The organism is Pseudobdellovibrio sp. HCB154 (assembly GCF_046267985.1).
Taxonomy (GTDB): Bacteria; Bdellovibrionota; Bdellovibrionia; order Bdellovibrionales; family Bdellovibrionaceae; genus Pseudobdellovibrio.
The window spans coordinates 1,411,671-1,436,166 of sequence record NZ_CP176530.1 but is presented as its reverse complement, the minus strand read 5'-3'; the positions used below and the strand labels follow the sequence as shown (position 1 = coordinate 1,436,166).

Below are 24,496 nucleotides of genomic sequence, written 5' to 3'. Positions count from 1 at the left end.
AACGTACTCTTAGATTTTCAAATTGGGAAGTTCTCTTTTTACGATATCAAGTGCCTTGAATATTTGCTCTTGAACAACAACATAATCTGGTTTTATTTTTTTAGTCACTTCGTCCATATATAAGGCACGATTTAACTCCACTTGCAGAGCTTGCTGACCAACCTCAGGCTGACCGTATTGTTGTGTCACACGGCCACCCATGTACGGCCAATTGTAGCTGATCGAAAAGCCCACACTTTTGTAAGCTTCAATCACTAAATCCTTATAACGGCTATCACAGCTCACTCCCAGGTTGTCACTGATTACAATATCAGCACGATATTGACCTGGGTCTTTATGTTGATTTGTACCTAAAGAAGGCATCGAGTGCGCGTCTAAATGAAAAACGTGTTCAAAGCCCTTTTTCTTAAAGTCAGCGTACAGTTTTTTCACGCCATCGTGAAAAGGTGTATATATAAGGTCAGTTAATTTATTATGCAGATCTTTGGTGATGGGGCTTTGCATTAAAGGGTAATTCAAAGTTGTGACAACCCAGTGAAAACCACGGCTGTTCGAGCCCGATTTGTTTTCACTACCAATCACAGAGTCGCAATCAATATCTTGAGGAATACGGTTTAAATCGACCGCGTATCTGTGCCACTCGGTTTTATGGTAAGGCACTTGAAGTTTTTTAAGAGAGGGTTCGTAAATCACGTCAATGTAGCGATCCACATCGCACATCAGAATTTTCTCATCAAGATTATGCAACCAAGTGCACTCTTCAGGAACTTTCTCTCCTGAATGTGGCATCGTTACAAAAAATGGAATAACCGGCTCTGACAAAACACACCCCTAAACTTGACTAACTCTAAAAGACATTAGCTAATAAATATATGAAAATATATACGAAAACCGGAGATAAAGGAACAACAAGGCTGGTTGATGGCAGTTGCGTCGAAAAATTCAATCCACGCGTTGAAGCCTACGGCACTGCTGACGAACTAAACTCTTATCTTGGTTTGATTTATAGTCTGCTTGAAAACAATGAACAGTTGAATCTAAGCAACACTTCATTACGCCGCTTACTTTTTGATATTCAAAACAACATGTTCGTGATCGGTAGTTTGTTAGCCACAGCTGATGCCGAAGTATTCAAAAAACTTCCACAATTAGATTTAGAAGCTACTCCCCAATTAGAAAAAATGATCGATGCGATGACCGCAGAGCTTGAACCTTTAAAGAATTTTATTCTGCCCACAGGTCATGTTTTAAGCTCACACTTTCATGTAGCACGCACACTTTGCCGTCGTTGCGAGCGCAGATCGTCTGAAATTGCTATACAAGAAGCTCACTATGAGCCAGTTCTAATTTACTTAAACCGTTTAAGTGATTTTCTTTTTACCACAGCTAGATTTGTTAACCACCGCACCAACACGCAGGAAATCTTGTGGAAGAAAAAATAGTTCTCCGCGAATCCACTCCAGCTGATTCTGAAAAGCTAGGGCAATTCTTTTATGAAATCCCCACGCAAGCGCTTTTAGATGTAAAAATCAGACGTGAAATCGATTTTTTCTCGCTCTATAGACGTCTTCAGCAGAAGTTTCATAATTATATTTTAGAAGAAACCAATGCTTTTCAAAATAACGAGATTCTAGGCACAGCCAGCTTTCTTCTTCAGGATATGAAAACTGAAAAAGAAGTTCTAAAAACCGCATACGCCTGTGACTTACGTGTATCGCACCAACGTAAGGCCGTTTTAAACTGGTCACGCCATTTTCTACCGCAATTACAAAAGTTAATCGCCACTGAAAAAGTTGAACACTTTATCACATCGATCAATATGGAAAGCATGCAAGCAATCAACGCTTTCATTCGCACCAAACAAAAAAGATCGAACAAACCTCTTTATGAATTAATTCGTAAGTTTAATCTAGTTTCGATTCACGGATTTTATCCTTTACTATTTAAAGTAAACCCTTTTATCAAAGTTGGTTTTTTAGAAAAACAAGATCACAAAAAATTCATCCGTTATCTGTGTGAAAAACTGCAAACTTTAGATTTAGTTCCACTCGCTATGACTGAAGATCTTGAAAAGTTCATTCAGGATTCTTTAATTTATTCATTTAAAAATTTTGTCGTAGCCCGCGATGCGAAAGATAATATCGTGGGTGTTTGTTACCCGTTAAGTTCGTCACTACTTCAAGAATACTTTCCGCAGTCTTATAACCAGCAATCAGATAACTTTCGCCAGTTTTTAAAGTTTGCTTCGTTTTTTGGAGTCGGCAGAAAACTGACACGTCCGTTTTCGCGCACCCAAAAAGACCAGACTCTTAACTTTCAGTTTTTACACTTCTTGTTCTTCGAACACCCTGAAGTGTTTCAATCAATGGTGAAGTTCACTTACAATCAGTCTAAACAGAATGAGTTCTTGATTTATTCTTACGAACAGTCGATGTACACGCACCGACCACCGATTGGAACGATTCACAGTGAATCGCCCTACGCTCTCTACGAGATCAGAACCCCGGACGCCATAGATGATGCCGGTGAAAAGCCGTTAAAAGCCAAAATCAGCAAAAACATCTGGCTTGATGGGTACTTGTTCTAAAAACAAAAAAGCCACCGTCTAATAGACGATGGCTTTCTTTTTTTATCTTAGAAACTTAAGCTTAGTTTAAGCTTTGAGCTTGTTCGATTTTACCATTTAAGAAAGAGATGTAAGAGTTAAATACGTCTCTTTGTCTTTTAGCTTCTGCTTGGTCAGCTGTGTTGTTGCCAGATAAAGGCTTAACTTCAAAACCAGCTTCACCTAATGTTTTAATTTTTGACCAGTTCGCGTTCACGATAGCTGGATCAAATTGTACCGACATAGCTTCGTTCATTTCAGGAGTTAACATACCAACGATATCTACTTTGATAGCTTGTGGGTACGGAAGACGTGCGATACGTTCGATTTTTGAATTGTAATCGATCGCTTCTTTAACGTGCCCTAAAGTTGCGAATTTCTCTGTATAAAGAGAACCACCTAGCATTACGTCGCTGTAGAATTTCGCGCGTAAAGCTAAGATTTGTAAACCTGTCTCAGTAAAACGATCAGATGTGTAAATACGTTGAACGATCTCTTCGATAACGCTGTCACGTAAATAACCAGATACGATTGTTACAGCCATGTAAAGACCTAACTTATCGTGGTCAAACTTAGCTTGAACTTTTGCATCTTGAGCATCTAATAATGGATTAGAGTTGATGTCGTAAGTGTTGATTTTTTTGATTGATTTAAAAACCCACATTAAAGCTTCTTCAGTCGTTAAAGCTTCACCTAAGAATTTACCACCCGTCATTAAATCAGCTGGGAACGGAGCTAACATTTCGTAGTGATCTTGGTCTAAAACCATACCTTCGAAAATACCAAGTTTTTGTAAACGAACTGAAGCGTTCGTTTCACCCATACCTGTGTTTAAGCTATCCATTTTATCCGGAATAGTTTCAGCTTTATCTAATACTTTTTTTAATTTACCGCAGCCAGAAAAACCAACTGCGATTGTTAATACTAATAATAATTGTTTCATCTAATACACCCTTTTAGATTTTTAAAATTAGTAAACTGGTTGTAATAAAGATTTTTTAAGTTTTTCTAAGCCAGAATCAGCAGAAGCGCCTAACCAGATAGAAAGGATTTGTTGTTGTAAAGCGCGTGGGCCATCAACTACAGAAACTTGGTCTTTTGTATCTTCGTAGTATAATTTTGTGCCACCTTCTTTAGTTAATACTAAAAGCATAACAAAAGATTTACCTTGAGAAGCATCGCCACCTTTTTCAACGTTTGCTAAGAATTGAGCGATAGCTGGGTCTTTTAAGTTAACGTTGTTAGCTACTAAAGCTTCACGATAAGAAGAAGCAACTGTAGGAGCGTCAACACCACGTAAGAATGTTAAACGGATTGCCGTAACAGAAGAACCTTCTAAAGATTTTAAAGCGTTGTTATCGCGAGAGTATTTAGCTGCATCGTTAGTGAATAATTCTGCAACGTAAACTTTAGCTGGAACAAATAATACTGTTTTAGCGCGTAAACCAGCACCAACTAATGTCATGTTAACATCAGAACCAGTTACTTGAGCTGTTTGGTTTAAAGTAACGCCTTCGATTTTTTTGGCTCCGCCAGATACTGTTAAAAGACCTGCGTTAGCTGTAAGGCCGATCATTAATACTAATGAACCGATAATTGATTTCATGTGTTTCTCCTTAAGAAATAAGATGCGAGAGCGATTACTTCTGTTCGCATCGAGTTTATGTTTTTTAATTGCGTGGGCTAGAGAACACAAATTTTCGTGTAAAGTCTAGAGCTTTTACTACCAGTAGCAGCTCTTACAAATGCAGCATGTAAAATAGGGGCATTTTTGGATTATAATGCAAATAAAGTGAGTTTTAAGTCTAATCCTTGATTGTTAAAAGCTTCGCTTTGTTTGATTTTTAACTGTGAAAATTTCAATTTCCACTGTGGCGGATGAACCACAACAAGGCCTTTTAAATTTGGAACACGTTCCAGTGACATTAGTACATCTTCAGCATCAGTGTTCTTTAAACGCTCTCCGTACGGAGGGTTTGCGATCACGATAACCGATTGGTCTTTTAAAGCACTAAAATCAGCGGTTTTTGAGTTACCTTGAATAAACTTAAAACTATTTTCAACTGCTGGAAAATGCGTTTTAAAAGCCTCGTAATTGCCCTCTAATTTGGCGAACGTTTTGGGGTCTAATTCAACACCCATAAATTGCGTTTTTGAAGGGTTCGCAATTTTAAAATTTTTCTTCCAAGTTTCTGATTTTAAAAGCCCCGGTAAATTATTAAATCTTTCAAAATCAAACTTAGACACCAGATTCGGTTGAAAAAAACTAGCGGCTTCAAACAGTAAAGTTCCCGCTCCACAAAAGGGGTCAAGAATTGTTGTGTTTGCATTTTGTGGTGAGTATTGAACTTCACCCTCAAGCGCATTTTTTAATAAAAAATTATACATCTTCGCCGCTAAAGTTTCACGCATAGGCGCTTCACCCTGAGCCTGACGGTAACCGCGTTTGTGCAGATGTTTTCCTGAAGTATCCAAGCTTAAAGTCACATGATCTTTAAAAATACGGATGTACAATGAAAGTAAAGTTTCATCTTGTTTTTTCACCGCATTTTTTAAAATTTTATGAGCTGATTCTTCTAAATTACTTTCATGAAATAGACGTGATTTGCCCGATTCGATATTTAAATTAAATTTTTGTTCGCCTAAGTATTTTTTTAAATCCAGTTTTTTTAATTCTTTTTCGAACTGGTCAAAGTAGCGCGCTTCAAAATGATGAATACGCCACAACACACGATTTGCAAGTTTAGAAAATAAATTAATTTGAAATCCTAAATGTGTTTCACATTCAATCTCAATACCACCGATATCTTCATACACCACTTCTGGACGCGAACGTGTTGGCAAACCATCTAAATCAATAATTTGATGCCAAAAACTTTCAAGTTCATTAAGCAGGTCTTTTTCTAAATGCGGTTGGCACGAAACAAAAAAGCGTGACGCCATTAGAATCTCCAGTAGAAGTCAAAGAAACCGTAGTAACCGTCTCTTGGATCTAATTTAAATTTAGTAATATCTGTAGCATTCACTGATATTTGTGCGTGAAAACGGTCGTAAATCCAAACGTAAGATAAATAACCACCCAGCGCTTTTCTTTCGAAGTTATAACTCGGACCAATTAAAACACGGTCCCAGTCAGAACGAATCACTTCATAACCAGTCTGGAATGAACTTGAACCTAAGGCCTTAATCGCCGCGGCATCTTTAGCGCCGTCCCACTTTACTAGACCTAAACTCAAGAATGTATGCGAAATTAACGAGTCTGATGAAATCGAATCCCACCAAACATTTAAGTTTAATGTCGCCTCTTCTTCTTTTTGAAGATCAACGTAACTAAGACCTGCCGCCAAAGTTGTCGCATCTGAATTCCAAAAGCGGGCTTTAAAGTTGGCATTCGGGCGATCAATTAAATTACCAGGTGCAAATGTACCAACTGTTAACCACTCGTTAGCGCCGTAGTACAAGTTACCAATATAGTTCACTAAAAATTCATGTTTATAAAGTGTCTGCGCGGTTTCACCGATCGAGAGACCTTGATAAAACAGCGGACGGTATCTTGATGAAATATCTAACTCACTTTTTTTAACGATCAAATCAGTGGTTCCGATAAATTCTTCGTTGTAAGTCGACATATCTAATTTTTTGATAATATCGCCTTTTTGAATAAGATATTTTCGCGATTGGCGAACCAGTTTTAAACGAAGTTCGTAATGGCCGTACTTAATCGTTTTAACGTTTTGCAATTCAACGAAAGCAAAAACACCGATTTTAGAATTTTGTGAAATAACCGGTAAGATTTCGCCGACTTCCCACATATTGGTTTCACTTGAAGCTAGTAAATACTGTTCATCAACAAAACCGCTGATCACAGCACCACGTGAATATAAAAATTGCGCCTGTGCAAAGACACTCGCAAAAAAGCATAATACAAATGCTAAAATTAAACTGTTAATTTTTTGGGGTGAAAACTTAAACATAAAATTGAAATAACTAGGGCTAAAATCCCTACTCCAAAGGCAAAGGCCAATCCGAATTCATCTGTCATATAACCCACGCCTAAATGCATGGCTACGACAGCTAAACTTTGAAAACTCATGGCGTATGATAAAAACGTTCGACTTAAATCTTTTGAAATTTCTGAAATGTACGAAACACACAGCGGATAATACGGCGCCATTGTAAGCCCGCTTAAGGCTAAGAAAAACGGATGTAGCTTTAAGCCTAAAAAGATAAAAGCTAGCGACCCGATTAAAAAACCATTTAACTGTGATTTTAATGAAAACGGTAAATGAATAAACGCAAAAAGCACACGACCAATAAGCAAGAACATAAAGAACATTGTCACGTAACCCGCAGACTGAGTTAAATCCATCTGAAAGTACGTACGCATATAAAGCGCTAAACGTGTTGAAACTAAGATTTCAGCGACCACATAAAACCCAAAGAAACAACAAATCATGGCTAAGGCACGCTTTGAAATTCTTTTTTTATCAGCGGTATCTTCTAAGCTTACAGGCACATGCACCACAAACTTAGGGTTCGGTACAATCAGAACCTGCGCTAATAAACAAATAAGACTTACACCCGACACCACATAAAATGCTGAACTCCACTGACCAAAAGCTTTGGTCGTTGAAGCTGCTAATAGAGGTGCTATAAAGCTCGCTAAACCGTAAAAGCCATGAAGGCCTGAAAGGGCGCGTGAGCGAAGTTTTACCTCAACTCCTTCAGCAACTAGAAGGTTTTGCGAAACGCCCATAAAACCAATGCCTGCGCCTAAGAACATGCTTCCAGCGATCATCCAATTAAAGTTTCCTGAAAAACCCATAACGGCTAAGCCTACAGCCAAAAACAGAACACCAACGGCTAATAGCGAAGAAATCGTATAACGGCGTAAATATGACGGCGAAATCACGCCAGCGACGAAAGCTGACCCTGAAGAGGTCGCGAATAACCACGACCCTAGTGTATTTGAAACTTGAAATTGATTTAAGATTTCAGGAAAAAGAGTACCACGAATATTATCGGCAAGGCCCAGCGTGAACAAACTCGCAAACGCGAAGACGAGGGCCCAATGAGACTGTTTAATTTTTGCCGGCATTTCCTAAGGCTATTTCATCTTTTAAGATTTGAAAAGTACTAAGAATTCTACGGCGATTCACGTTACCTTCAAATTTAAAAATGTCGCCAAAATTGCACAGTAGACTAACATCTGACTTCTCTGGAATGCGGCCATTGTAAACTAAAAAGATAAAGGCTTCTTGTAAGAACTCTTCTTTCGAGTGCGACAGTTGGCAAACGTTGTACCACTTGCTCCAATCTTTTAATTTTTCGGCAACATCTGGCTTTTTAACGTACTCAGCAACGAAGTTTTTAAAACGTGGGTAAGAGGCACGAATTTCTTCTGGGCCCACTTCGCCAAACGGTGCTTTCACATCATAGATTGTAAATAACGAATCAATAAACATTGATAACAATGAAAAAGCGCGAATATCAGCTGTTTCAACACGCCCAACAGTATCAGCTTTTAAACGGGCTACGCCCATAAGCTCTGTGTAAAAACCAAGATATTCTTGCTCATTTAATGCATTTACGTAATTACCAAAAAGATAAATATGCGAGAAAAAACGTTTTGAGTTTGTGCGAATGTTTTTTAAGAAGCACTTTTCATCAAACCATGGTTTACCGAAAATATCGATTTGGCCAGGGATTGAACAACCCGCTGCGATCATGACTTTTTGAATATCATCAGTCATTTCAGCGCCACCGCCTAATAACATATTCGTAAACTGCATCACTTCTAAGAAATGAAGTTGGTTATCGCCATTACCTGCATACGTAAATAGATCGGCCTGCATAAAGTTATCAGCGCCGTTATCTGTAGCACGTGGGTCAAATAATTTAAGCTCAATCGCGAACTCTTTAAAATCGTTATACCACTTCACAAAGTCTTCTTTAAACATGCGGCTATTGGCGCTATAAAGGCTTAAGCTTGGATCAACTTGTCCCCACCCTAACATCAACTCACGCGATAACATTTTCACGTAATGCGAGCGGCTCACGTCTTCCCAATTTACTTCAGCCGTGTTTTGTGACGAAGCTAAAATGTATTTTTTATTGCGGTATAAAATCGGAAGTTTAGTTAAAGCTTCTTGGCGAAGCTCTTCAAAACCTAACGCAATTTCTTTAACTAAAGCCTGATCAAGTTTGTTCACTTGAAGCATTTTAGTTAACGACGGTGTTACGCTATAAGCTTTGATCTTAGCCTGTAATGCCGGCGGCATAAGATATGTCTTAGGGCTAAAATCAAAGCTATTAATCATATCTTGGTAAGCTTTGTAGATATGAAATTCGCGCTTAATTTTTCTAAAATTCACCGGACGAAGTGTTTCAAGACTTACCGGATCTAGATTCTTCTGATCATTAAAAATGCGAATAACGGCCATTTTGTAAAAGCGTTGGAAAGTTGGCTCACTCACTTCAACCGGAATGATTTTCGCTTTTAACACTTCGTTAATAATAGGATCTAAGTATTTAACAGGAAGCTGGCGTGTTTTTGTGTATTGTAATGAATTTTCAAAAGCGTCAATTAAACGGCCTGTGAAACTTAAAACTCTGTTTAATTGATTCTTCTCAGAAATTTCAAATTTCATTCCTGTATAAAGGGCTTCAGCATAAAGTGCTGACACATCAACGAAATTATCAATCGACTGGATATACTCAGCTTCTGATTTTAGCGGTTCTGTGCCCGCTAATAAATTAACGACATTTTCAACTAGATTTAATAATTCCTGGTCTTCTTGTTTTTCAACGATGTTTAAGCTTGTTGTTAACTGCTTAACGTCTTCAAAGTTATATTCAGCACGCGGAATTTTTGAAGCTGTTAAAAGAGTTTTTAAAGAACTACGTAATTGTGAAAATGCTAAGTTTAAAGTTTTTTGGTCAAAGGGACCATTTTCTTTTTTGAAAGTGAAGACTTTAATGTACGGAGATAAGTTTTTAACTTCGACCTGTAAAACTTTAAGATAGTCTTTTAAAAGATCTAACTCTGACTTAGTGATTTCGTTTTCAACGCCGCCTAATAAAGCTTTTTTAAGAACTAGTAAGTTATCTGTCGCGTTTTGTGAAATTTCAGCGTCTTTAAAGAATGTATCAAAGATAATGAATAATTCACTACCCGTGAAAGAATTAGGATTTGTACGGCCTTCAGCGCGATTTTTAAATTGATCAAGCGTTCTGTATAAACAATCAAACGAATCATCGATATCTTTTTCGCTGGCTTGTGATTCTACTAATTTTTTAAAATCAGCTTGAACGTCTTTAACACACTCAAGATCAGAAGCTTGAATCTCAACAATTTTTGGCGGCTGTGGTTTACCTTTAAGAAAACTATCACAACCGGTTAAGCCTAAAACTAAGCAAAACGAAAATAAAATTTTAATCTTTTTAGAAATCATAAGACGCCCCCGCCCATACTTGATCTAAGTTTCTATAGCTTGATACCGTGGTCGCTTCATCGCTGGTTTCAACTAAGAATAGATCCAGTGTCATTTTCCAAGGTCCCTTTATATCAAAAATGTTCTTCCATTTTAAGGTTTTGAGTAAATTTTTCTCAGCCTCGCGCCACTGAAGACTAGAGATAATTTTCAAATTCTCGCTCACATCGGCTCTATAATTCACGGTCACCTGATAAGCTCGATTATAGAGGTATTTCTGCGTTAATGACTGACGGTCAGCATTCGCATCTGGCCCTTCTTCTTTGATATCGCCGCCCTCAATAAAAAGACCGGCTAATTCAAAATCAATAGGTTCGAAATCAAGTCCAATATACGGAGTCACTGCTGTGTTCGCCTGAAACACCGGCGAGTTGTAGTTTGTCGTATACTCTGGCGTTTCCGGATCATTGTAGATCACCGAAACCCCAACATAGCTATTTTGCCATTTCTTAGATAAATCAAGGCTCGTTAATTTTTCGTAATAGGTCTTAGGCTGCACATCTACGCGCACACGATTAGTCACCAAGATACCTTTGTAACCAAAAGCAAACTGATTTGACGGCTTATATGTGCCACCTAGGCTTAGCTCAAGGTCATCAAATTTATAATCAAACTTAATTCCAAAACCAGGCTGCTCAACCACATCAGAAACTTCTGGCTTAATGATGTTGTAATCAATCGGAAGCACTACGTTTTGAAAAATAATATTCTGTGGTGGTGGGGTGAAATACGGGTTCGATGATTCAAACTGCCCGTCTTTTACTTCGTAGGCCGGCCCCTGATCTGGAATAAAAAATGGAGTCCCGAATAAACTTAAATTCCAATGCCCTAAATTTTTCTCGTAGAAAATACCAAACAACCCTTGGCTTTCCATATCTAACGGGTTCCAACGAAATTGCGGTTGGTAAGAACCTAAATTCCATTTTTCATCACCTTTAGACCATGTCTGAAGCTTACGGCCGATATGCAATGAAGCTGTTGAATCAATAATGTTGGTAAAATAAATTTCTTTTAAATTGAAGTAACTTAAGACCGAATTTTTTGGCGTGTATTTACCCACTAAGTTAATTTTAAATAGATCATTTTCGGCTTGTTCGGATTTAATTTGAGCGCCGATAAACGCGAAACTTTTATCTTGGTTTGTGGCGTAATCTTCGCTGATAAAGTTAAGGCTTGAAACCTCAATTTGGCTTGAAATTTCAGCGAAGGCTGGACAGGTAAAGCCCATCAATAGAACTAGTGAAAACAGTTTGTTTATCATCTGAACAGTCATGCCCTAAAACCACGGTCATTTCAAAGCTAAAATCATAGACATAACGCCCTTTTTGTAATTACATAACAATATGAAGATTCTGGTGATTCGATTCTCAAGCATAGGAGACTTAACTCAAAGTTTAAGCATTCCTGCGCTTATTAAAGAAAATCACCCTGAAGCTGAGGTGCATTTTTTAACGCGCTCAGATTTTACGCTTTTATTAAATAACAATCCTCAAGTAAAAAAAGTATGGGCCATTGACCGTAAAAAAGGCTTTTCTGAGATCTTTCATTTAGCCAAAGAGCTGCGTAAAGAGCATTTCGATATTATCTACGATGCTCATAATAACTTACGTTCATTTTTTATTCGCCACTTGGTTTCGGCGAAATCAAAAATCGTAAAACCGATGTCGCGGTTAAAACGTTTTTTACTGATTCGTTTTAAAATTAATCTTTTTGAAAAACCTTTTTCTGGCCAGCGTGATTTATTAAAACCTTTAGAAAAAATGGGTATTAAGTTTCGTCTGCCAAAACCGCCGTTGATTTTTTTTGATCCAGCCACTGAAAATAAAATTTCTGGTTTACTTTCTGAACATCAGCTGTCTCGTTATGTGGTGATCGTGCCCTCAGCCGCCTACGCGCTAAAACGTTGGCCCATGAATCACTGGAAAAAGTTAGTTGAACGTAATAGCGATAAGAAAGTCGTGGTCCTAGCAGGTCCTACTGACACTTTTACTTCTGAACTTGATCAATATCCGAATATCGTAAACCTAACCGGTAAAACCAGCTTATTAGAATCAGCTGCTATTATTAACCGCGCCCAAGTGATAGTCACAAATGATACAGGTATGCTGCATTTTTCTGAGCAGTTAGGTAAAAAAACAATCGCTTTAATGGGGCCAGCACCGTTTGGTTTTCCGTCACGCACAAGCACGGTGATTATGGAGAGAAATCTTTACTGCCGACCGTGCAGTAAACATGGTCAAGGTCCTTGCGTGAATCCGAACTTTCAACAGTGTATGGTCGATTTAACGCCGACCATGGTGCAAGAGCATTTAGAAAGACTGTGGTTATGATTATTTATAACCTTCTTTATAACTTTTTACGTATTGTTCTTTTATTAAGTTCACCATTTTTAGGTCCAAAAACCAAAGCGTGGATGAAGTTAAGAGCGAACCAAGATATTTTTAAAACGCCCGTTGATCCGAGTGCGCAGAAAATTTGGATTCATGCTTCAAGTGGTGAAATTGAATACGCTAAAGGCTTGATTCGTGATTATAAAAAAGCTTACCCACAAAGTCAGATTTTTGTGTCTTACTCATCCCTTTCAGCCCCTTCGTTATTTAAAAACATCACGTCTGAAGTCACCGCGTTTTTTCCGCTCAATTGGGATATCACGAGCCAAAACTCTAAACTTTTAGAGTTTATTAAGCCGAGCATTTTGATTTTTTCACGCACTGATTTTTGGCCAAATTTAATTTCTCAAGCTAAAAAAAGAAATATCAAATTAGCGACTATTGCAGCTAATCCTAAAATGACTTTTTTAAGCGCTTTCTGGCTTAAATTTGCTTGCAAAGACTTTGATTTCTTTAGCTGTGTTGAAGAAGAACAAGTCATTTTTTTAAAAAACTTTTTACCGAACACCGATGTTCGTTACATTCCTGATACCCGCTTTGACCAAGTGTTTTTCAGACTGAATCAAAACTCATTAGTGCAGCTTGATCAGAATAAAAAACTTATGACTTTGGGTTCAACTTGGCCCAAAGATGAAGAGGTTTTAAAGCAGGCTGCAGCTCAACTTTTACAGAATAAATTCTCGCTGATTTGGGCTCCGCACGACATTAAACATGCAGCTTCACTTTTTAACGATTTAGCAAAACTTCTTCCCGGTAAAAAAATCGTAAAGCTCGCTGACTACCAACCTTCGACTGATTTTGATATTTTGATTGTTGATCGTATCGGCGTCTTAGCTGATTTCTACCGTTTTTCGAAATTGAGTTTTGTCGGCGGATCATTTGTTTCGCGCGTGCATTCTGTGATGGAGCCTTTATGTGCTGGCAATTTTGTGATCGTTGGCCCGTACTATCAAAATAACCCTGAAGCCATCGCTTTTAAAAAAATGAAGCTCGTTAAAACTGTAAATAACACCGAAGAATTTTTAAGTGCAGTTCAGTATTTTGAAGATAATAAAGACCAGCTTAAAGAACTAAAACATCGTACCGAAAGTAAACAAGGCGGAAGCCTTAAGACGGTTCAAGCGATTGTAGAAATCTTAAAGTCCTAACGCCGTACCAACTTATTTTTTCACCATCGATAACAACGCCCTTAAAGCCTTCAGCTTTAAGTTCAGAATAATATTTAGCAAACGGAAATGGTTCTGACGAGAACAAGCAGAATGTTTTTTTAAGCTCTTCTTCTGAAATTTCAGGGTATTTCTTTTCGCTAGGTTCAAGAGTGATTCCAAAAAGTTTTAGCACATCGCCGATAAAGGTATCTGGCGATACGCGCATAAAAGGTTTTTTCCAGATCGCGTAAGTGTACTTTTGTTCCGGAGCAAATTCGCCTTCGATAACGCATTTTTTGAACTGCTCCGACGAGAATTTTTTAAGAGAAAGATACGCATTTCCCCATTCAGTAAGTTTCGTATTTTTTAAAATTTTACCTAAATTGATCAGCTCTTCGCCGCAGCTCTTGATATCCACGACATGCGTCGCATAACAAGTTAGCCCATGATCAAGGCACATTTGGTGCATCTCTTGGTTATTTTCTTCTTTATCAAACAACACTAAATCAGGTTTTAACTGCACTATCTGCTCGATAGAATTAATAGTCTTCGTTCCGCCGACCACCGGAATGCTTTTAATCGTATTTTCAGGGTGAATACAAAAACGCGTGCGCCCGATCACATCCACTTCGGATGCCATCAGAGTTTCAGTCCATGAGGGTACAAAACTTACGACGCGCATAGTAGGACAATAGCACAAAAAACAGCATTGAGTCATGGGCTGTATTGTGTAAAATGGTCCACTTATGAAAGATTTTACAGCAATTCGTAATCGTCCAGAAGAAGTGCCTTTTAAAAAAGGCGATGTTTTAGTTTTATTCGGAGAACTATTTAACCGTGGCTACGCCAACGGTTTAGTTGAAGAAGCCGAAGCCCATGGTTTAACTGTTGTTCGTGCAACTGTTGGTCGCCGTGATGAAAATAATAATTTACGTGCTTTAACTGAAGAAGAATCAAAAAATATTCCTCAGCCTTTTATCAATGTTCCGCTTGAAGCTGGTTTTGATCTTGAGCCCGACAGCAAAGGCCAAACACCTAATGATTACTTAAAAGGTTTAAAATTAAGTGACTGGCAAAATACACAATTAACTGAACAGTCTTTGCAAGAGTCTCTAGAAAAAGGCCGTGCGCGTTTTAAAAAACAAACGGCGACTTTCGTAGCTCAGTTAGAAAATTTAATTTTACCTAAACTACAAGCTGGTAACCACGTGCACTTTGCGCACTTAATGGCTGGCGGCGTTCCGCGCACAAAAATCGTATTGCCGCTGATGAACCGTGTTTTTAAAGGCACTGGCGATCGTTACTTATCATCTAAAGAATTCTGGGAAAGCCAAATTGGTCGCTTCTTACAATTAAACTTTCACGTGGTAACAGCTGAAACGTTTGACGTGCTAGTTGATGAATCATCAGCTTTACGTGAAAAACTAAAAGCTAAAAACGTTTCAACATCTTATGTAGCTTACGGCTATCATGGAACTGAAGTTATTATTAACGGCGAATACCACTGGCAATCTTATGCCCCGTACATCCAAGGCTGGGCAAAATGTGATTTAGAAAAGTATTCTAAAAAATGGTTTGATAAAGGTGTTCAAACTTGTGTTTACAACTGCCCTGAGATTTTAACGAACTCTAGCTCGATCTTCCAAGGTGTTGAGATTGCTTTATACAACTTACTTCGCTCTTTAAAACGCGAACAACCGACTCATCCCATCACGAAAAAAATGGAACAAGACTGCGAACAGGTTTTAAAAGAACCACAAATGCTTCAGCAGATCTTTTCTAAAGTTGATGAGTTTATGACGTGGTCTGAAAAACACGGCACTAGCGATTACGCTACTTGGCCGCAGCATTCTACGAAAGAACAGTTAGAAAAGATGTTAAATCTTTCTGATGAAATTCTTTCTATGCATAAAGATGAAAAACAATTAATGAGCGCTGTCTTAAGCGAGATCATCTTTAAATCTTGCGGCTACATCATGCTTCACGATGCTTATAAACCTAAGCACGCTGTCGCTTGGATTGGCCACGACGCTGTTTCTAAGTGTTTACCTAAGACCTAACCATGGCAAAGAAGTTAGCGATCACTGGCGGACCTTCAGGCGGAAAAACTACTCTGATTGAAGTGTTAAAACAAGAATTTGGTCCAAAAATCAAAGTGGCTCCTGAAGCCGCTTCGATTTTGTATAAAGGTGGCTTTCCGCGTGTGAAAAACTATGCGGGCTACTACCATGCCCAACTTGCCATTATCTCTACTCTTCGCCATATCGAAGATCTTTTAGTTGAAAGCCACCCTGAGTGTTTAATTATCTGCGACCGCGGCTCATTAGACTCTCTAGCGTACTGGCCTGATAACGAAGAGCATTTCTTTAAAAATATCAATTCAACCCGCCAAACTGAATTGGCCCGTTATGACTGGGTTTTACATTTAGATACAGCGACCGAAGGCGATTACGACACGACTAACCCAATTCGCACAGAATCGTTTCATGAAGCCTTACTTTTAAATGAAAAAGTGCGTTCTAGCTGGAATGGTCACCCTCGTCGCCAAATCATCACCGCCGAAAATGATTTTTTCGGAAAAATGAAAAAAGCCACTGATATTGTTGAAGAGATTTTATCTCAGATGAGTCTTAATAAAAAATAACTACTTGTAGATGATGTCTAAAATCCACTGAATGTGGGGAATGATATTCATATACAGTGAACCACCCTGGCACTCATCGATTTCTTGCGATAGGCCTTCGTTGTAAATTCCGGCAGCGACACCAATCACATAATGTGTTCCGCGGTAAAGCTTTAAAGCCGGTCCGCCTGAATCGCCGTAACAAACGCCGTGGCCATTTGTTTGGTTCACCATCATGATCTTTTCATTTTTAAAATCAGTTCTTAGCTTTACTGATCGCAAAACGCCTTCACTGCGTTCTAAGTCTGCTGTTGAACCCGTTTTGCCGTAACCCACCGCTAAGAATTGTAGGTTTGGTGTTTCGGCCATTTTTGCTGCTAGCTCTGGGCCTGGAAGCTGTGGAATTTCGTTAGGAACTAAACCAGTAGATTCAGCCACGGTAATGATCGCGATATCGTTACGTTCCATTTTTGAAGAGGGATTATATTTTTCATGACGATCGACATGAACAGGTGTCAGCGTTAAGGCCTGCTCATCACCCAAGGGCTTTACGCCCGTTACTAAACTTAAATCATCAACAGTTTCATTCACACAATGAGCCGCCGTTAAAATGTGACGTGTGCTAATGAAAATTCCGGTACAAACTTGCGGTGTACCCTTATTGTCAGAAACGATCATGACAAAGAGATTATTTACTAGCGTAGAACTTGCGACCTCTGAGCCGCCAACGATCTTTTCAACCGGCCCCAAAACTTCTGCTTCAGCACCATGGACTTGTGTCTTTTTCCCGCAAGAGGCGAAAAACACGAGGCCTATGATAGCCAGAGTTAATTTAAAAAATTTTGAAGCTACTTCCACCGCTTCAAAATAATACATCGTCAAGATTTCCACAATAGCCTCAAGAATCGATGTCAAGAATCCGACAATTTCAGAGGGAAAACCCTCGAAAAAACAGGTTTTTTGAAAGGCTTTCCTGTCAAAACTTTTTACACTGGATTTGCACATGAAATTTTGGATCAATTCACTCTTAGTTGTGCTCTTAGCTGCTCCTGCAATATACGCTAAGAAATCAAGAAAACCGACGTCAGTCGAACGCCCTCCACAATTTGTGCTTTTAGCTTTTGACGGTTCAAAATCAAACGACTTCTGGAAAGAGTCGATCGATTTCGCTGACACTGTAAAAACTCACAACGAAGCCAAAGAGAATTTGATTCGTTTTACTTACTTCGTAAATCCAGTTTACTACTTAGATAAAAGCCAAAAAGGTTCATACCAAACACCGATGTTAAATAAACCTGTTAGTTGCATCGGCTGGGAAGATGACAAATCAAGAATCCCGTTACGCGTAAGTTTAACTAACAAAGCTTTCTTAAAAGGTCATGAGATCGGTTCACATGCTAATGCTCACTGCGATCAAACAGGCCGTGATAAAAATGATCCTATGTATGGTAACACTTGGGATGCTAACGCCTGGGATTCTGAGTTTAACCAATTTAATTACATCTTCTTTAATATCTTTTCGTTAAACAGACTTCCAGAACCGAAACAGTACGGCCCTTCCGGTTTTGCGTTTAAAGAAGAAAATATCGTCGGTTTTCGTGCGCCACTTTTAGCGTACACAGATGGTCTATGGCCGACACTACAAAAACATAAATTCAGGTACGACACTTCAAAAAGTTCATCTCCAACTTACTGGCCACAAAAACAAAACTGGGGTGGTTGGAATTTTCCGTTAGCAAGAATTAAAATTGCGGGAACAAACAAAACAACTTTATCCATGGATTTTAACTGGTTAGTTTACCATTCAGCAGGAGCTTCAAAACCAGGTTTAACAGACGAAGAAAGACTTCGTTTCAAACAACAAATGTTAGATAGCTATAATTTTTATTTTAAAGAAAACTACTTTGGCGGTCGTGCTCCGGTTCACATCGGTCACCACTTTTCTAAGTGGAACGGTTCAGCTTACTGGGATGCCATGAAAGAGTTCGCGCAATTTGTGTGTGATAAACCAGAAGTTCGCTGTGTAACTTACACTGAGTACGCTGACTGGTTAGATGGTTTAGATCAACCGACTTTTGATGCGTACCGTGCCGGTCAGTTTGATAAATTAAAAGATGATAATTCAATTAAGAGTATCGCAGCGCCATTCTTAGCGCGTGTTCGTCTTGATCAAAGTGATAAAGCCTTTGAAGCTGTGGTAGACCCGAAAGATGTTAAAATGCTGAAACTGACAAAAGGCTCAGTTGAACTACAAGTGAACTTTAAACCTCAAGAAACAACATCTGTTTCTAAAGAAGATTTAATTAAACAATACGGAAAAGGTTCAACGATCTTTGTGCGTTCAGTGTTACTGAATAAAGACAGAAAACCATTAGACTGGTCGACTTATAAAGTTGAAGGTTTAGGTACGGTGTCAGAGAAAATTTCTGACCCTATCGAAAACTTAGCGAACGAACCTGAAACAGTTCACGCTCACGCAGAGGACTAAAATAGACCGAAACACTAATTACTTAAGAAAATCCAATCAGCGCGCTTTCCATCGACTTGTGAAGGCGCGATTTGTTCTTTGATCTCTTCTTCTGATAACCCTTCAGTATAAACTTGTGAAATCGTTTTTACTTCAACAGGTAAACGGCAATTTAATCCTTCTAAACGTGTACGAAGACGGTCTGGCAATCCCCCACCGTAAGCCACGTGAAATTCTCCAACGATAATCACATAGATGTAGTCAGGATTTTTTTCGACAAAGTTTAACGCCTGCCATGCCATTGTTTCATCCCAAACAGACTGGGCGGCAAAGTAGTTTTCAAATTTTTCAGGCGGCATATGGCCACCCATTACTTCATTAAAACGGCGTCTGTAACCTTCATTACCTAATTGAAAATTTGGCGGCATTAATTGTTGCTGTTCAGCCGTTAACGAAGCTAAACCTGCTTTAGAAATCTGACTTGTCACCGCACGTGGCATGTTAATTCCGAAACCTTCATCACCAAATAACAATTGCGGACCGTAAAGATTAAAATCATTACCACCCCAACTAATAGCCTTTTTGAAGTCTTCTTCAGCGAGCTCACCTTTACGAAAGCTAGAGATTAAAGCTGCATCTGTATAATTAAAGAATTCCATACCGACGGCTACCTTATGGCCACGCTCGCGAAGAGCCTGTAAAATGCTCATTTGCTGGTCATGAACTGGCTTAAGCCCGTGCATTTCACCAACCACAAGAATCTGCCCTGGTCTAATCTGTTCTATAACCTGATTTAATTCGATTTGAGTGTTTGTTTCGCCATCAAAGATCTGGGCTGAAACACATGAGGGAAGAATAACAGCAAAAAGTACCAGTAAGAGTGTATTTAATGACATATTGGATTTATATTCCATTGACTCTGTGGGGTAAATCTTTTTATATAGACCTTCGTTATTTTAAATGGAGCATTGATATGGCAAAAAAATCTGGTCGCATTATCGTTACTTTAGAGTGTACTGAAGCAAAAGCTGCAGGCAAACCAGTATCTCGTTACACAACAACTAAAAACAAAACTAAGACACCTGGTCGTTTAGAAAAGAAAAAATACAATCCAAACATGCAAAAACACACTGTTCACAGAGAAACTAAGTAATTAACTTTCGTTAATACTTTTAGTTTATCTTAACAGATCAAAAATTTTAGCATCACTGGAAAAGGGCTCATTAAACTTGAGCCCTTTTGACGTTTTCTGAAGTCAATTCTGACATTTCGATAGTGGTAACAACCGATGATCGCGACTAAAGCACATCGTCTGTTCTGTATCTTCAACAAATTTATTACCGACAATCTTCCACATTTTAATTGTTTGTAATCCCGCTAAGTAATTCGGAGAAAAAAGCGCAATCACCGTTGAGGCTTTGGCTGAAATCGTTCCGATCACTTCGCCGCGCGCATTTAACACGGGCCCACCTGAAATACCCGGCTGAATGTTTGCGCCTAAACACACAAGATAACCTAAAATTCCATTTTCAACCTGAGCCTGAATTTGTTTCGGGCGCATCACGTAGCCTTTAAGCATACAGGAAAATTCTTTGGGGCCTACGCCCATAGGGTAACCAAAAATTTTTAGAGCTGAGCCAGTTGGCGGGATATCTGAGGGGCGTTCAAAGTATGAACTCACACTCACCGTTTTTGGATCCATAAAGTGGTCAATGCCATCAATGATCACCGAGTTTTTTGAAAAACTTCGTTTGTATTTATCAGCCTTGGGCTGCATTTGATCGCTTGGTCTAACAGTTGGCCCGTAAGGATAGATACTCCAGTTTTTACTGAAGCCTAAGCAATGTCTGGCTGTAACTATACGAACTTCACCGCCCGATTTTAAGTAATAGCCGGTGCAGTTTCCGCTGTACGAGCCATCATTATAATACATGAAAGCTACGGCGCGGGATTCGGTAGATTCGCCGGAATCAGCTCCCGCAGCGATCGAGGCAAAAAACAAAACTGCCCCGAGAGTATGGAAGAATTTGGACGGTAAAATCGATTTTAATGCATTTTTATTCATAGTTATGCACGACTTGCAAATATGAAGCGAGGTGTTGTTAGCGGCTTAAAGCTTGGACTCACCGTCACCTTAGGTATATTTTTAAGCCATGAGCAACTTAAACCAATTTTTAGAAACTATGTGGGTTGATTACACAAAAATGAACCCTCAGGCGGCACAAATTTTCCAAGCTTTTTCAAAAGGTAACAAACATGTCTTAAACGACCACATCGCTTTAAGAACATTTAACCACCCAAAACTTGGAATCAAATCTTTAGCTAAACATTTTGAAAAATATGGTTACAAAGATTGCGGCGAATACTTTTTCAAAGAAAAAAAATTATACGCTAAACACTACGAACACCAAACAAATCCTGACATGCCGAAAATTTTCATCTCTGAATTAGAGTTAGAAAAAATGCCAGAGTTCGTCCAAAAAACAATCAATCAAATCGTGGAACTTATTCCGCAAAATAAAATTGATTCAGAAGAATTTATTTTTAGCGGCATTCACTGGCCGATCGAACATTCAGTTTACGAAAAATTAGCTGAAGTGAGCGAATACGCTTCTTGGGTTTACGCTTGGGGTTTTAGACCAAACCACTTTACCGTAAGTATTAACCACTTAGACCAATTTAAAAATATCCAAGACTTAAACGTTTTCGTTAAAGGCTTAGGCGTAAAATTAAATGCTTCAGGTGGCGAAATCAAAGGAACTCCGGAAGAGTTATTAGAGCAAAGCTCGACAATGGCTAACGAAGAGCCTGTTAACTTTAAAGAAGGAACATTTAAAATTCCGGCTTGTTACTACGAGTTTGCTAAACGCTACCCGCTAGCGAACGGCAAACTTTATCAAGGTTTTATCGCTAAATCGGCTGATAAGATCTTTGAAAGTACAAATAAACAAAACTAGTACGCAGCTCGCATCCTGCTGTTGCTTCTGACGGCTTCCTGCCGTCAGACCATTAGATTCTAACAATAAAAAACCGACGTTAAAGTCGGTTTTTTTATTTTAAATTTCTGAATAAATTTGAATTCGCGATTAAGCGATCTTTTTAATAATCTCGTGATAAGTTTCTTGTTCGTTGTCTTTATCTTTCCAGTAAGGTTGCGCTTGTAAAAACGCTTTGACTAACTGGGCATCAAACTGAGAACCACCGCAGCGCTTTAACTCTGCAAAAGCGATCTCTGGCGGCAGACCTTTTCTATAAACACGATTTTCAGTCATCGCATCGAAGGTATCTACAACTAATATAATACGGGCAAATAAAGAAATTTCATCACCGATTTTTTTATCAGGATAACCTTCACCATCAATGCGTTCATGATGGCCGCGAATACCTGGCAAAAGCTGAGCGAAAAAAGGATTTGTTGCTAAGGGTTTTACGATTGTTTCTGAAATCGTAGAATGACTTCTCATGATATCTAATTCTTTCGGATCTAAACGGCCTGGTTTTAACAGGATGTCTTTATCAACACCGATTTTACCAATGTCATGAAGAAGACCTGAGAATTCGGCAACCTTTTGCTCGTATTCATTAAGCCCAATATCGCGTGCTAATTTTCTTGAGTATTCGCCGACCCGTAGACAGTGCTCATAGGTTGATGGCTCAACAGTTTTCAAACATTCCAGTAAGCCTTTGACAGAGTCATAGGCCCAAGTAGGTACATTACCCCAAATGAGTTTAACCGACATCCATTCCCCCAAAGAAATATGCCTGATGGTTAAGTTTCGGTAAACTTCGAACTGGACTTGAGTCGTATGTAAATCAATCTCATAATGAGACAATGATTTACAACAGATTAATTTTATCGTTTTTCACTGCCTTCACAATCACTTCACTTTCTCATGCCGCTGAAAGCTTTACTGTTAAAAAAACCAAAGGCCGTCAGGCCGTTATTGAAAGTTCAACTCCACTAGTTGAAGGCGAAACTTATATTATTCAAACCAACAAACAATCTGGATTAATCAGCGAAGATGTTAATTACCCTAGATCTAACCGTTCACGCGAAAATTCTTTTTCTGCGGCGATTAATTCTTCATTCTTTAAATCAGATAATTTGCAAGAACATCAAATCGACATCGAAGGCCGTTACGGCTGGAATTTCGGCGATTACGAAGTGGGCCCACTACTTCATATCGGCCTGTTAGATGAAGGCGCTGGCTTTAATACTGATTTTTATGTGGGTGGATACTTCGATTACAACATCACGCCTAATGTAGGCCGCACAGAAATGGTTTATGGCGTAACAGCGCAAGGTTATGGCGGAAACCGCGAATTCACCAACGGAGCCAGCTCACAAGTTTTTGCGATGGGTGCCGGTGGATTTTTATCTTGGTATTTAATGGGCTCAACAACAGCTCTTCGTTTTGAAGGTTTAGTGCAATCAAAAAAAATTGCCACAAGCGCCACTTCAGCCAGTGCTATTGGCTTTACCGGCAACATGATCTTCGCATTTTACTATTGATTCGCCTTCGACAAGTATAGATTAGAGTACTAAGGACGACCGAGAGGTCGGCCCTTCAGAAAAAAGGTCAGCCGGAGGCTGATCAAAACAAGAGACTGACCAAAATAAAAAAAGCCAGGTAGTTAACCTGGCTTTTAGCATTTAGCATTTAGCAGTTAGCTAACGATTACCATTGGATATCGTCAGTCGTCATACCAGCTTCTTCAATAGCACCTTTGTACATGCCTTTGATGAAGTCTTTAGCTTGGTCAGGTTTTAAACCTAAAGAAGCTGCAGAACGGTTTGTAAGATCACGAGCTTTTTCTTCAGCATCAGCACCACCGTTACGGAAAGCATTTACAGCTGATAAAGCTTCGTTGAATTTAACACCGAATACAGTTTTAAAAGTTTTATCCATGTCACCAGTAGTTACTTTACCACGCTCAGCACCCATTACAGCCCAAGAGTTTAAAGCAGAAGCAACGGCGATAGCTTTAGAGTTAGTTAATTTGTATTCTTTAACTAATTTCTCTGCACCAGCTTTGATTAACTTTTGGTTAGCTTCAGAAGAGATAGCTTTAGAGTTAGTGTCAGTCGCTTTTTTAGCACCTTTATTGTTGATCGCTTGACCGTAGTTAGATGCATTTGAGTTAGCAGAGTATAATACACCGTTGTCACCGAACCAGTAAGTTCCACCAGATACGTTTTCCCAGTACATACCTGTTGTACCTACACCGATAGTTGTTCCACCAACATAACCAGCAAAGCTAGAGATGTTAGCTGAATATTGGAATACGCCTAAATCGTTGTAAACGCTTGCGTTACCATTTGAATCGAATACTACGTACCACATGTCATCAGAACCGTAACCATATTGATCGTAATCTGGATCAGCAGAAACTGTAGCACGTTGACCGTTTGAACGAAGGAAAGTACAACCTGGAGTTGGTTCAGATGAACCACGGCATGCATCGCCGTATACTGTTTCGTATGGATATTGTAAGATATCGTTTGGATTTGTTGGTGTCGTAGATCCGCCACCACCGCCGCCACCGCCACCACCGCAAGATGATAGAGCTGCAACGCCCACTACTAATAATAAAGCACTAAGCTTTTGTGATAATTTCATGTATTTCCCCCGTTTGGTTTTTTTTGGTTTTTGAGTACAGGGGGAGGCATTGCTAATCGTGGGCCAACTTTTTTGACACCAGTTTTCGAATTTATAAGAGAAGACTAACAGTTGCGTCGTGACACGCGAAACACGCGATGAAAAAATTG

The 24,496-nt window shown here is 39.0% G+C and carries 24 protein-coding genes; 10 read left to right on the top strand and 14 right to left on the bottom strand.

Annotated features, from left to right (window positions below):
• Window positions 1-9 precede the first annotated feature (9 nt).
• Window positions 10-822, bottom strand: coding sequence for an N-formylglutamate amidohydrolase (locus ACKWCF_RS07080; protein ID WP_409480008.1), 813 nt, complete (start codon window positions 820-822; stop codon window positions 10-12).
• A 50-nt stretch (window positions 823-872) separates the two neighbouring features.
• Here ACKWCF_RS07080 and ACKWCF_RS07075 point away from each other — a divergent pair, with 50 nt between their 5' ends.
• Together ACKWCF_RS07075 and ACKWCF_RS07070 are read left to right on the top strand one after the other, a co-directional pair.
• Window positions 873-1,442 (top strand): cob(I)yrinic acid a,c-diamide adenosyltransferase, encoded by a 570-nt coding sequence (locus tag ACKWCF_RS07075; protein ID WP_409480007.1) that lies wholly within the window; start codon window positions 873-875, stop codon window positions 1,440-1,442.
• Entirely contained in the window at window positions 1,427-2,587 is a 1,161-nt protein-coding gene (locus tag ACKWCF_RS07070) for a hypothetical protein (RefSeq protein WP_409480006.1), read from the top strand. The genes ACKWCF_RS07075 and ACKWCF_RS07070 overlap by 16 nt, the downstream gene beginning before the upstream one ends.
• 61 nt (window positions 2,588-2,648) lie before the next feature.
• Here ACKWCF_RS07070 and ACKWCF_RS07065 read toward each other — a convergent pair whose 3' ends face one another.
• The 7 genes from ACKWCF_RS07065 to ACKWCF_RS07035 all read right to left on the bottom strand — a co-directional run bounded on the left by ACKWCF_RS07065 (window position 2,649) and on the right by ACKWCF_RS07035 (window position 11,359).
• Window positions 2,649-3,548 (bottom strand): hypothetical protein, encoded by a 900-nt coding sequence (locus ACKWCF_RS07065; protein ID WP_409480005.1) that lies wholly within the window; start codon window positions 3,546-3,548, stop codon window positions 2,649-2,651.
• A 27-nt stretch (window positions 3,549-3,575) separates the two neighbouring features.
• Window positions 3,576-4,211 (bottom strand): chalcone isomerase family protein, encoded by a 636-nt coding sequence (locus tag ACKWCF_RS07060; protein ID WP_409480004.1) that lies wholly within the window; start codon window positions 4,209-4,211, stop codon window positions 3,576-3,578.
• Window positions 4,212-4,381: 170 nt separating this feature from the next.
• On the bottom strand, window positions 4,382-5,548 hold the full coding sequence (locus ACKWCF_RS07055) for an N-6 DNA methylase (protein WP_409480003.1): 1,167 nt from the start codon (window positions 5,546-5,548) through the stop codon (window positions 4,382-4,384).
• On the bottom strand, window positions 5,548-6,579 hold the full coding sequence (locus tag ACKWCF_RS07050) for a hypothetical protein (protein WP_409480002.1): 1,032 nt from the start codon (window positions 6,577-6,579) through the stop codon (window positions 5,548-5,550). Before ACKWCF_RS07050 ends, ACKWCF_RS07055 begins: the two co-directional genes overlap by 1 nt.
• Entirely contained in the window at window positions 6,543-7,703 is a 1,161-nt protein-coding gene (locus ACKWCF_RS07045; RefSeq protein ID WP_409480001.1) for an MFS transporter, read from the bottom strand. Before ACKWCF_RS07045 ends, ACKWCF_RS07050 begins: the two co-directional genes overlap by 37 nt.
• Complete coding sequence (locus ACKWCF_RS07040; RefSeq protein WP_409480000.1) at window positions 7,687-10,059, bottom strand: hypothetical protein; 2,373 nt, start codon at window positions 10,057-10,059, stop codon at window positions 7,687-7,689. The genes ACKWCF_RS07045 and ACKWCF_RS07040 overlap by 17 nt, the downstream gene beginning before the upstream one ends.
• Window positions 10,049-11,359, bottom strand: a complete 1,311-nt coding sequence (locus ACKWCF_RS07035; protein WP_409479999.1) for a hypothetical protein — start codon at window positions 11,357-11,359, stop codon at window positions 10,049-10,051. Before ACKWCF_RS07035 ends, ACKWCF_RS07040 begins: the two co-directional genes overlap by 11 nt.
• Window positions 11,360-11,441: 82 nt before the next feature.
• Between ACKWCF_RS07035 and ACKWCF_RS07030 the strand changes: the two genes are divergently transcribed.
• Window positions 11,442-12,428 carry a glycosyltransferase family 9 protein gene (locus ACKWCF_RS07030; protein ID WP_409479998.1) on the top strand — a complete coding sequence of 329 codons (987 nt, stop codon included), beginning with the start codon at window positions 11,442-11,444 and terminating at the stop codon, window positions 12,426-12,428.
• Entirely contained in the window at window positions 12,425-13,636 is a 1,212-nt protein-coding gene (locus tag ACKWCF_RS07025; protein ID WP_409479997.1) for a 3-deoxy-D-manno-octulosonic acid transferase, read from the top strand. The genes ACKWCF_RS07030 and ACKWCF_RS07025 overlap by 4 nt, the downstream gene beginning before the upstream one ends.
• On the opposite strand, the gene ACKWCF_RS07020 is transcribed toward ACKWCF_RS07025, so the two are convergent.
• Window positions 13,596-14,318: an ABC transporter substrate-binding protein gene (locus ACKWCF_RS07020; RefSeq protein WP_409479996.1), complete on the bottom strand. Its 723-nt coding sequence runs from the start codon at window positions 14,316-14,318 to the stop codon at window positions 13,596-13,598. The genes ACKWCF_RS07025 and ACKWCF_RS07020 overlap by 41 nt on opposite strands.
• Window positions 14,319-14,382: 64 nt before the next feature.
• On the opposite strand from ACKWCF_RS07020, the gene ACKWCF_RS07015 reads away from it, so the two are divergent.
• On the top strand, window positions 14,383-15,696 hold the full coding sequence (locus tag ACKWCF_RS07015) for an enoyl-acyl carrier protein reductase FabMG (protein ID WP_409479995.1): 1,314 nt from the start codon (window positions 14,383-14,385) through the stop codon (window positions 15,694-15,696).
• 2 nt (window positions 15,697-15,698) lie between these two features.
• Entirely contained in the window at window positions 15,699-16,280 is a 582-nt protein-coding gene (locus tag ACKWCF_RS07010) for an ATP-binding protein (RefSeq protein WP_409479994.1), read from the top strand.
• Here the strand turns inward: ACKWCF_RS07010 and ACKWCF_RS07005 are convergent, their stop codons facing one another.
• Entirely contained in the window at window positions 16,281-17,150 is an 870-nt protein-coding gene (locus ACKWCF_RS07005) for a S1 family peptidase (RefSeq protein WP_409479993.1), read from the bottom strand.
• A 112-nt stretch (window positions 17,151-17,262) separates the two neighbouring features.
• On the opposite strand from ACKWCF_RS07005, the gene ACKWCF_RS07000 reads away from it, so the two are divergent.
• Window positions 17,263-18,747 carry a hypothetical protein gene (locus tag ACKWCF_RS07000; RefSeq protein WP_409479992.1) on the top strand — a complete coding sequence of 495 codons (1,485 nt, stop codon included), beginning with the start codon at window positions 17,263-17,265 and terminating at the stop codon, window positions 18,745-18,747.
• Between the two features lie 14 nt (window positions 18,748-18,761).
• On the opposite strand, the gene ACKWCF_RS06995 is transcribed toward ACKWCF_RS07000, so the two are convergent.
• On the bottom strand, window positions 18,762-19,622 hold the full coding sequence (locus tag ACKWCF_RS06995) for a ChaN family lipoprotein (RefSeq protein WP_409479991.1): 861 nt from the start codon (window positions 19,620-19,622) through the stop codon (window positions 18,762-18,764).
• 77 nt (window positions 19,623-19,699) lie between these two features.
• Here ACKWCF_RS06995 and rpmG point away from each other — a divergent pair, with 77 nt between their 5' ends.
• The gene (gene rpmG, locus ACKWCF_RS06990; protein WP_409480253.1) at window positions 19,700-19,879 is read left to right on the top strand and encodes a 50S ribosomal protein L33; all 180 of its coding nucleotides are present in this window, start codon (window positions 19,700-19,702) and stop codon (window positions 19,877-19,879) included.
• Between the two features lie 102 nt (window positions 19,880-19,981).
• Here the strand turns inward: rpmG and ACKWCF_RS06985 are convergent, their stop codons facing one another.
• Window positions 19,982-20,791, bottom strand: a complete 810-nt coding sequence (locus tag ACKWCF_RS06985; protein ID WP_409479990.1) for a serine protease — start codon at window positions 20,789-20,791, stop codon at window positions 19,982-19,984.
• A gap of 88 nt (window positions 20,792-20,879) precedes the next feature.
• Between ACKWCF_RS06985 and ACKWCF_RS06980 the strand changes: the two genes are divergently transcribed.
• The gene (locus tag ACKWCF_RS06980) at window positions 20,880-21,683 is read left to right on the top strand and encodes a DUF1338 domain-containing protein (protein ID WP_409479989.1); all 804 of its coding nucleotides are present in this window, start codon (window positions 20,880-20,882) and stop codon (window positions 21,681-21,683) included.
• Between the two features lie 129 nt (window positions 21,684-21,812).
• Here ACKWCF_RS06980 and ACKWCF_RS06975 read toward each other — a convergent pair whose 3' ends face one another.
• Window positions 21,813-22,466, bottom strand: a complete 654-nt coding sequence (locus ACKWCF_RS06975) for an HD-GYP domain-containing protein (RefSeq protein WP_409479988.1) — start codon at window positions 22,464-22,466, stop codon at window positions 21,813-21,815.
• Window positions 22,467-22,558: 92 nt separating this feature from the next.
• Here ACKWCF_RS06975 and ACKWCF_RS06970 point away from each other — a divergent pair, with 92 nt between their 5' ends.
• A complete protein-coding gene (locus tag ACKWCF_RS06970) occupies window positions 22,559-23,239 on the top strand; it encodes a hypothetical protein (RefSeq protein WP_409479987.1) in 681 nt (226 codons plus the stop codon).
• Between the two features lie 166 nt (window positions 23,240-23,405).
• On the opposite strand, the gene ACKWCF_RS06965 is transcribed toward ACKWCF_RS06970, so the two are convergent.
• Window positions 23,406-24,347, bottom strand: a complete 942-nt coding sequence (locus ACKWCF_RS06965; protein WP_409479986.1) for a hypothetical protein — start codon at window positions 24,345-24,347, stop codon at window positions 23,406-23,408.
• Window positions 24,348-24,496 lie beyond the last annotated feature (149 nt).

Bases quoted from the DNA above. Each gene is read 5' to 3' on its own strand.
- ACKWCF_RS07045 (WP_409480001.1), bottom strand. From the start codon at position 7,703: ATGCCGGCAAAAATTAAACAGTCTCATTGGGCCCTCGTCTTCGCGTTT.
- ACKWCF_RS07040 (WP_409480000.1), bottom strand. From the start codon at position 10,059: ATGATTTCTAAAAAGATTAAAATTTTATTTTCGTTTTGCTTAGTTTTA.
- ACKWCF_RS07030 (WP_409479998.1), top strand. From the start codon at position 11,442: ATGAAGATTCTGGTGATTCGATTCTCAAGCATAGGAGACTTAACTCAA.
- ACKWCF_RS07015 (WP_409479995.1), top strand. From the start codon at position 14,383: ATGAAAGATTTTACAGCAATTCGTAATCGTCCAGAAGAAGTGCCTTTT.
- ACKWCF_RS06980 (WP_409479989.1), top strand. From the start codon at position 20,880: ATGAGCAACTTAAACCAATTTTTAGAAACTATGTGGGTTGATTACACA.
- ACKWCF_RS06995 (WP_409479991.1), bottom strand. From the start codon at position 19,622: ATGTCATTAAATACACTCTTACTGGTACTTTTTGCTGTTATTCTTCCC.
- ACKWCF_RS06970 (WP_409479987.1), top strand. From the start codon at position 22,559: ATGATTTACAACAGATTAATTTTATCGTTTTTCACTGCCTTCACAATC.
- ACKWCF_RS06965 (WP_409479986.1), bottom strand. From the start codon at position 24,347: ATGAAATTATCACAAAAGCTTAGTGCTTTATTATTAGTAGTGGGCGTT.
- ACKWCF_RS06975 (WP_409479988.1), bottom strand. From the start codon at position 22,466: ATGTCGGTTAAACTCATTTGGGGTAATGTACCTACTTGGGCCTATGAC.
- ACKWCF_RS06985 (WP_409479990.1), bottom strand. From the start codon at position 20,791: ATGAATAAAAATGCATTAAAATCGATTTTACCGTCCAAATTCTTCCAT.
- ACKWCF_RS07025 (WP_409479997.1), top strand. From the start codon at position 12,425: ATGATTATTTATAACCTTCTTTATAACTTTTTACGTATTGTTCTTTTA.
- ACKWCF_RS07050 (WP_409480002.1), bottom strand. From the start codon at position 6,579: ATGTTTAAGTTTTCACCCCAAAAAATTAACAGTTTAATTTTAGCATTT.
- rpmG (WP_409480253.1), top strand. From the start codon at position 19,700: ATGGCAAAAAAATCTGGTCGCATTATCGTTACTTTAGAGTGTACTGAA.
- ACKWCF_RS07000 (WP_409479992.1), top strand. From the start codon at position 17,263: ATGAAATTTTGGATCAATTCACTCTTAGTTGTGCTCTTAGCTGCTCCT.
- ACKWCF_RS07035 (WP_409479999.1), bottom strand. From the start codon at position 11,359: ATGATAAACAAACTGTTTTCACTAGTTCTATTGATGGGCTTTACCTGT.
- ACKWCF_RS07065 (WP_409480005.1), bottom strand. From the start codon at position 3,548: ATGAAACAATTATTATTAGTATTAACAATCGCAGTTGGTTTTTCTGGC.
- ACKWCF_RS07075 (WP_409480007.1), top strand. From the start codon at position 873: ATGAAAATATATACGAAAACCGGAGATAAAGGAACAACAAGGCTGGTT.
- ACKWCF_RS07020 (WP_409479996.1), bottom strand. From the start codon at position 14,318: ATGCGCGTCGTAAGTTTTGTACCCTCATGGACTGAAACTCTGATGGCA.
- ACKWCF_RS07055 (WP_409480003.1), bottom strand. From the start codon at position 5,548: ATGGCGTCACGCTTTTTTGTTTCGTGCCAACCGCATTTAGAAAAAGAC.
- ACKWCF_RS07060 (WP_409480004.1), bottom strand. From the start codon at position 4,211: ATGAAATCAATTATCGGTTCATTAGTATTAATGATCGGCCTTACAGCT.
- ACKWCF_RS07010 (WP_409479994.1), top strand. From the start codon at position 15,699: ATGGCAAAGAAGTTAGCGATCACTGGCGGACCTTCAGGCGGAAAAACT.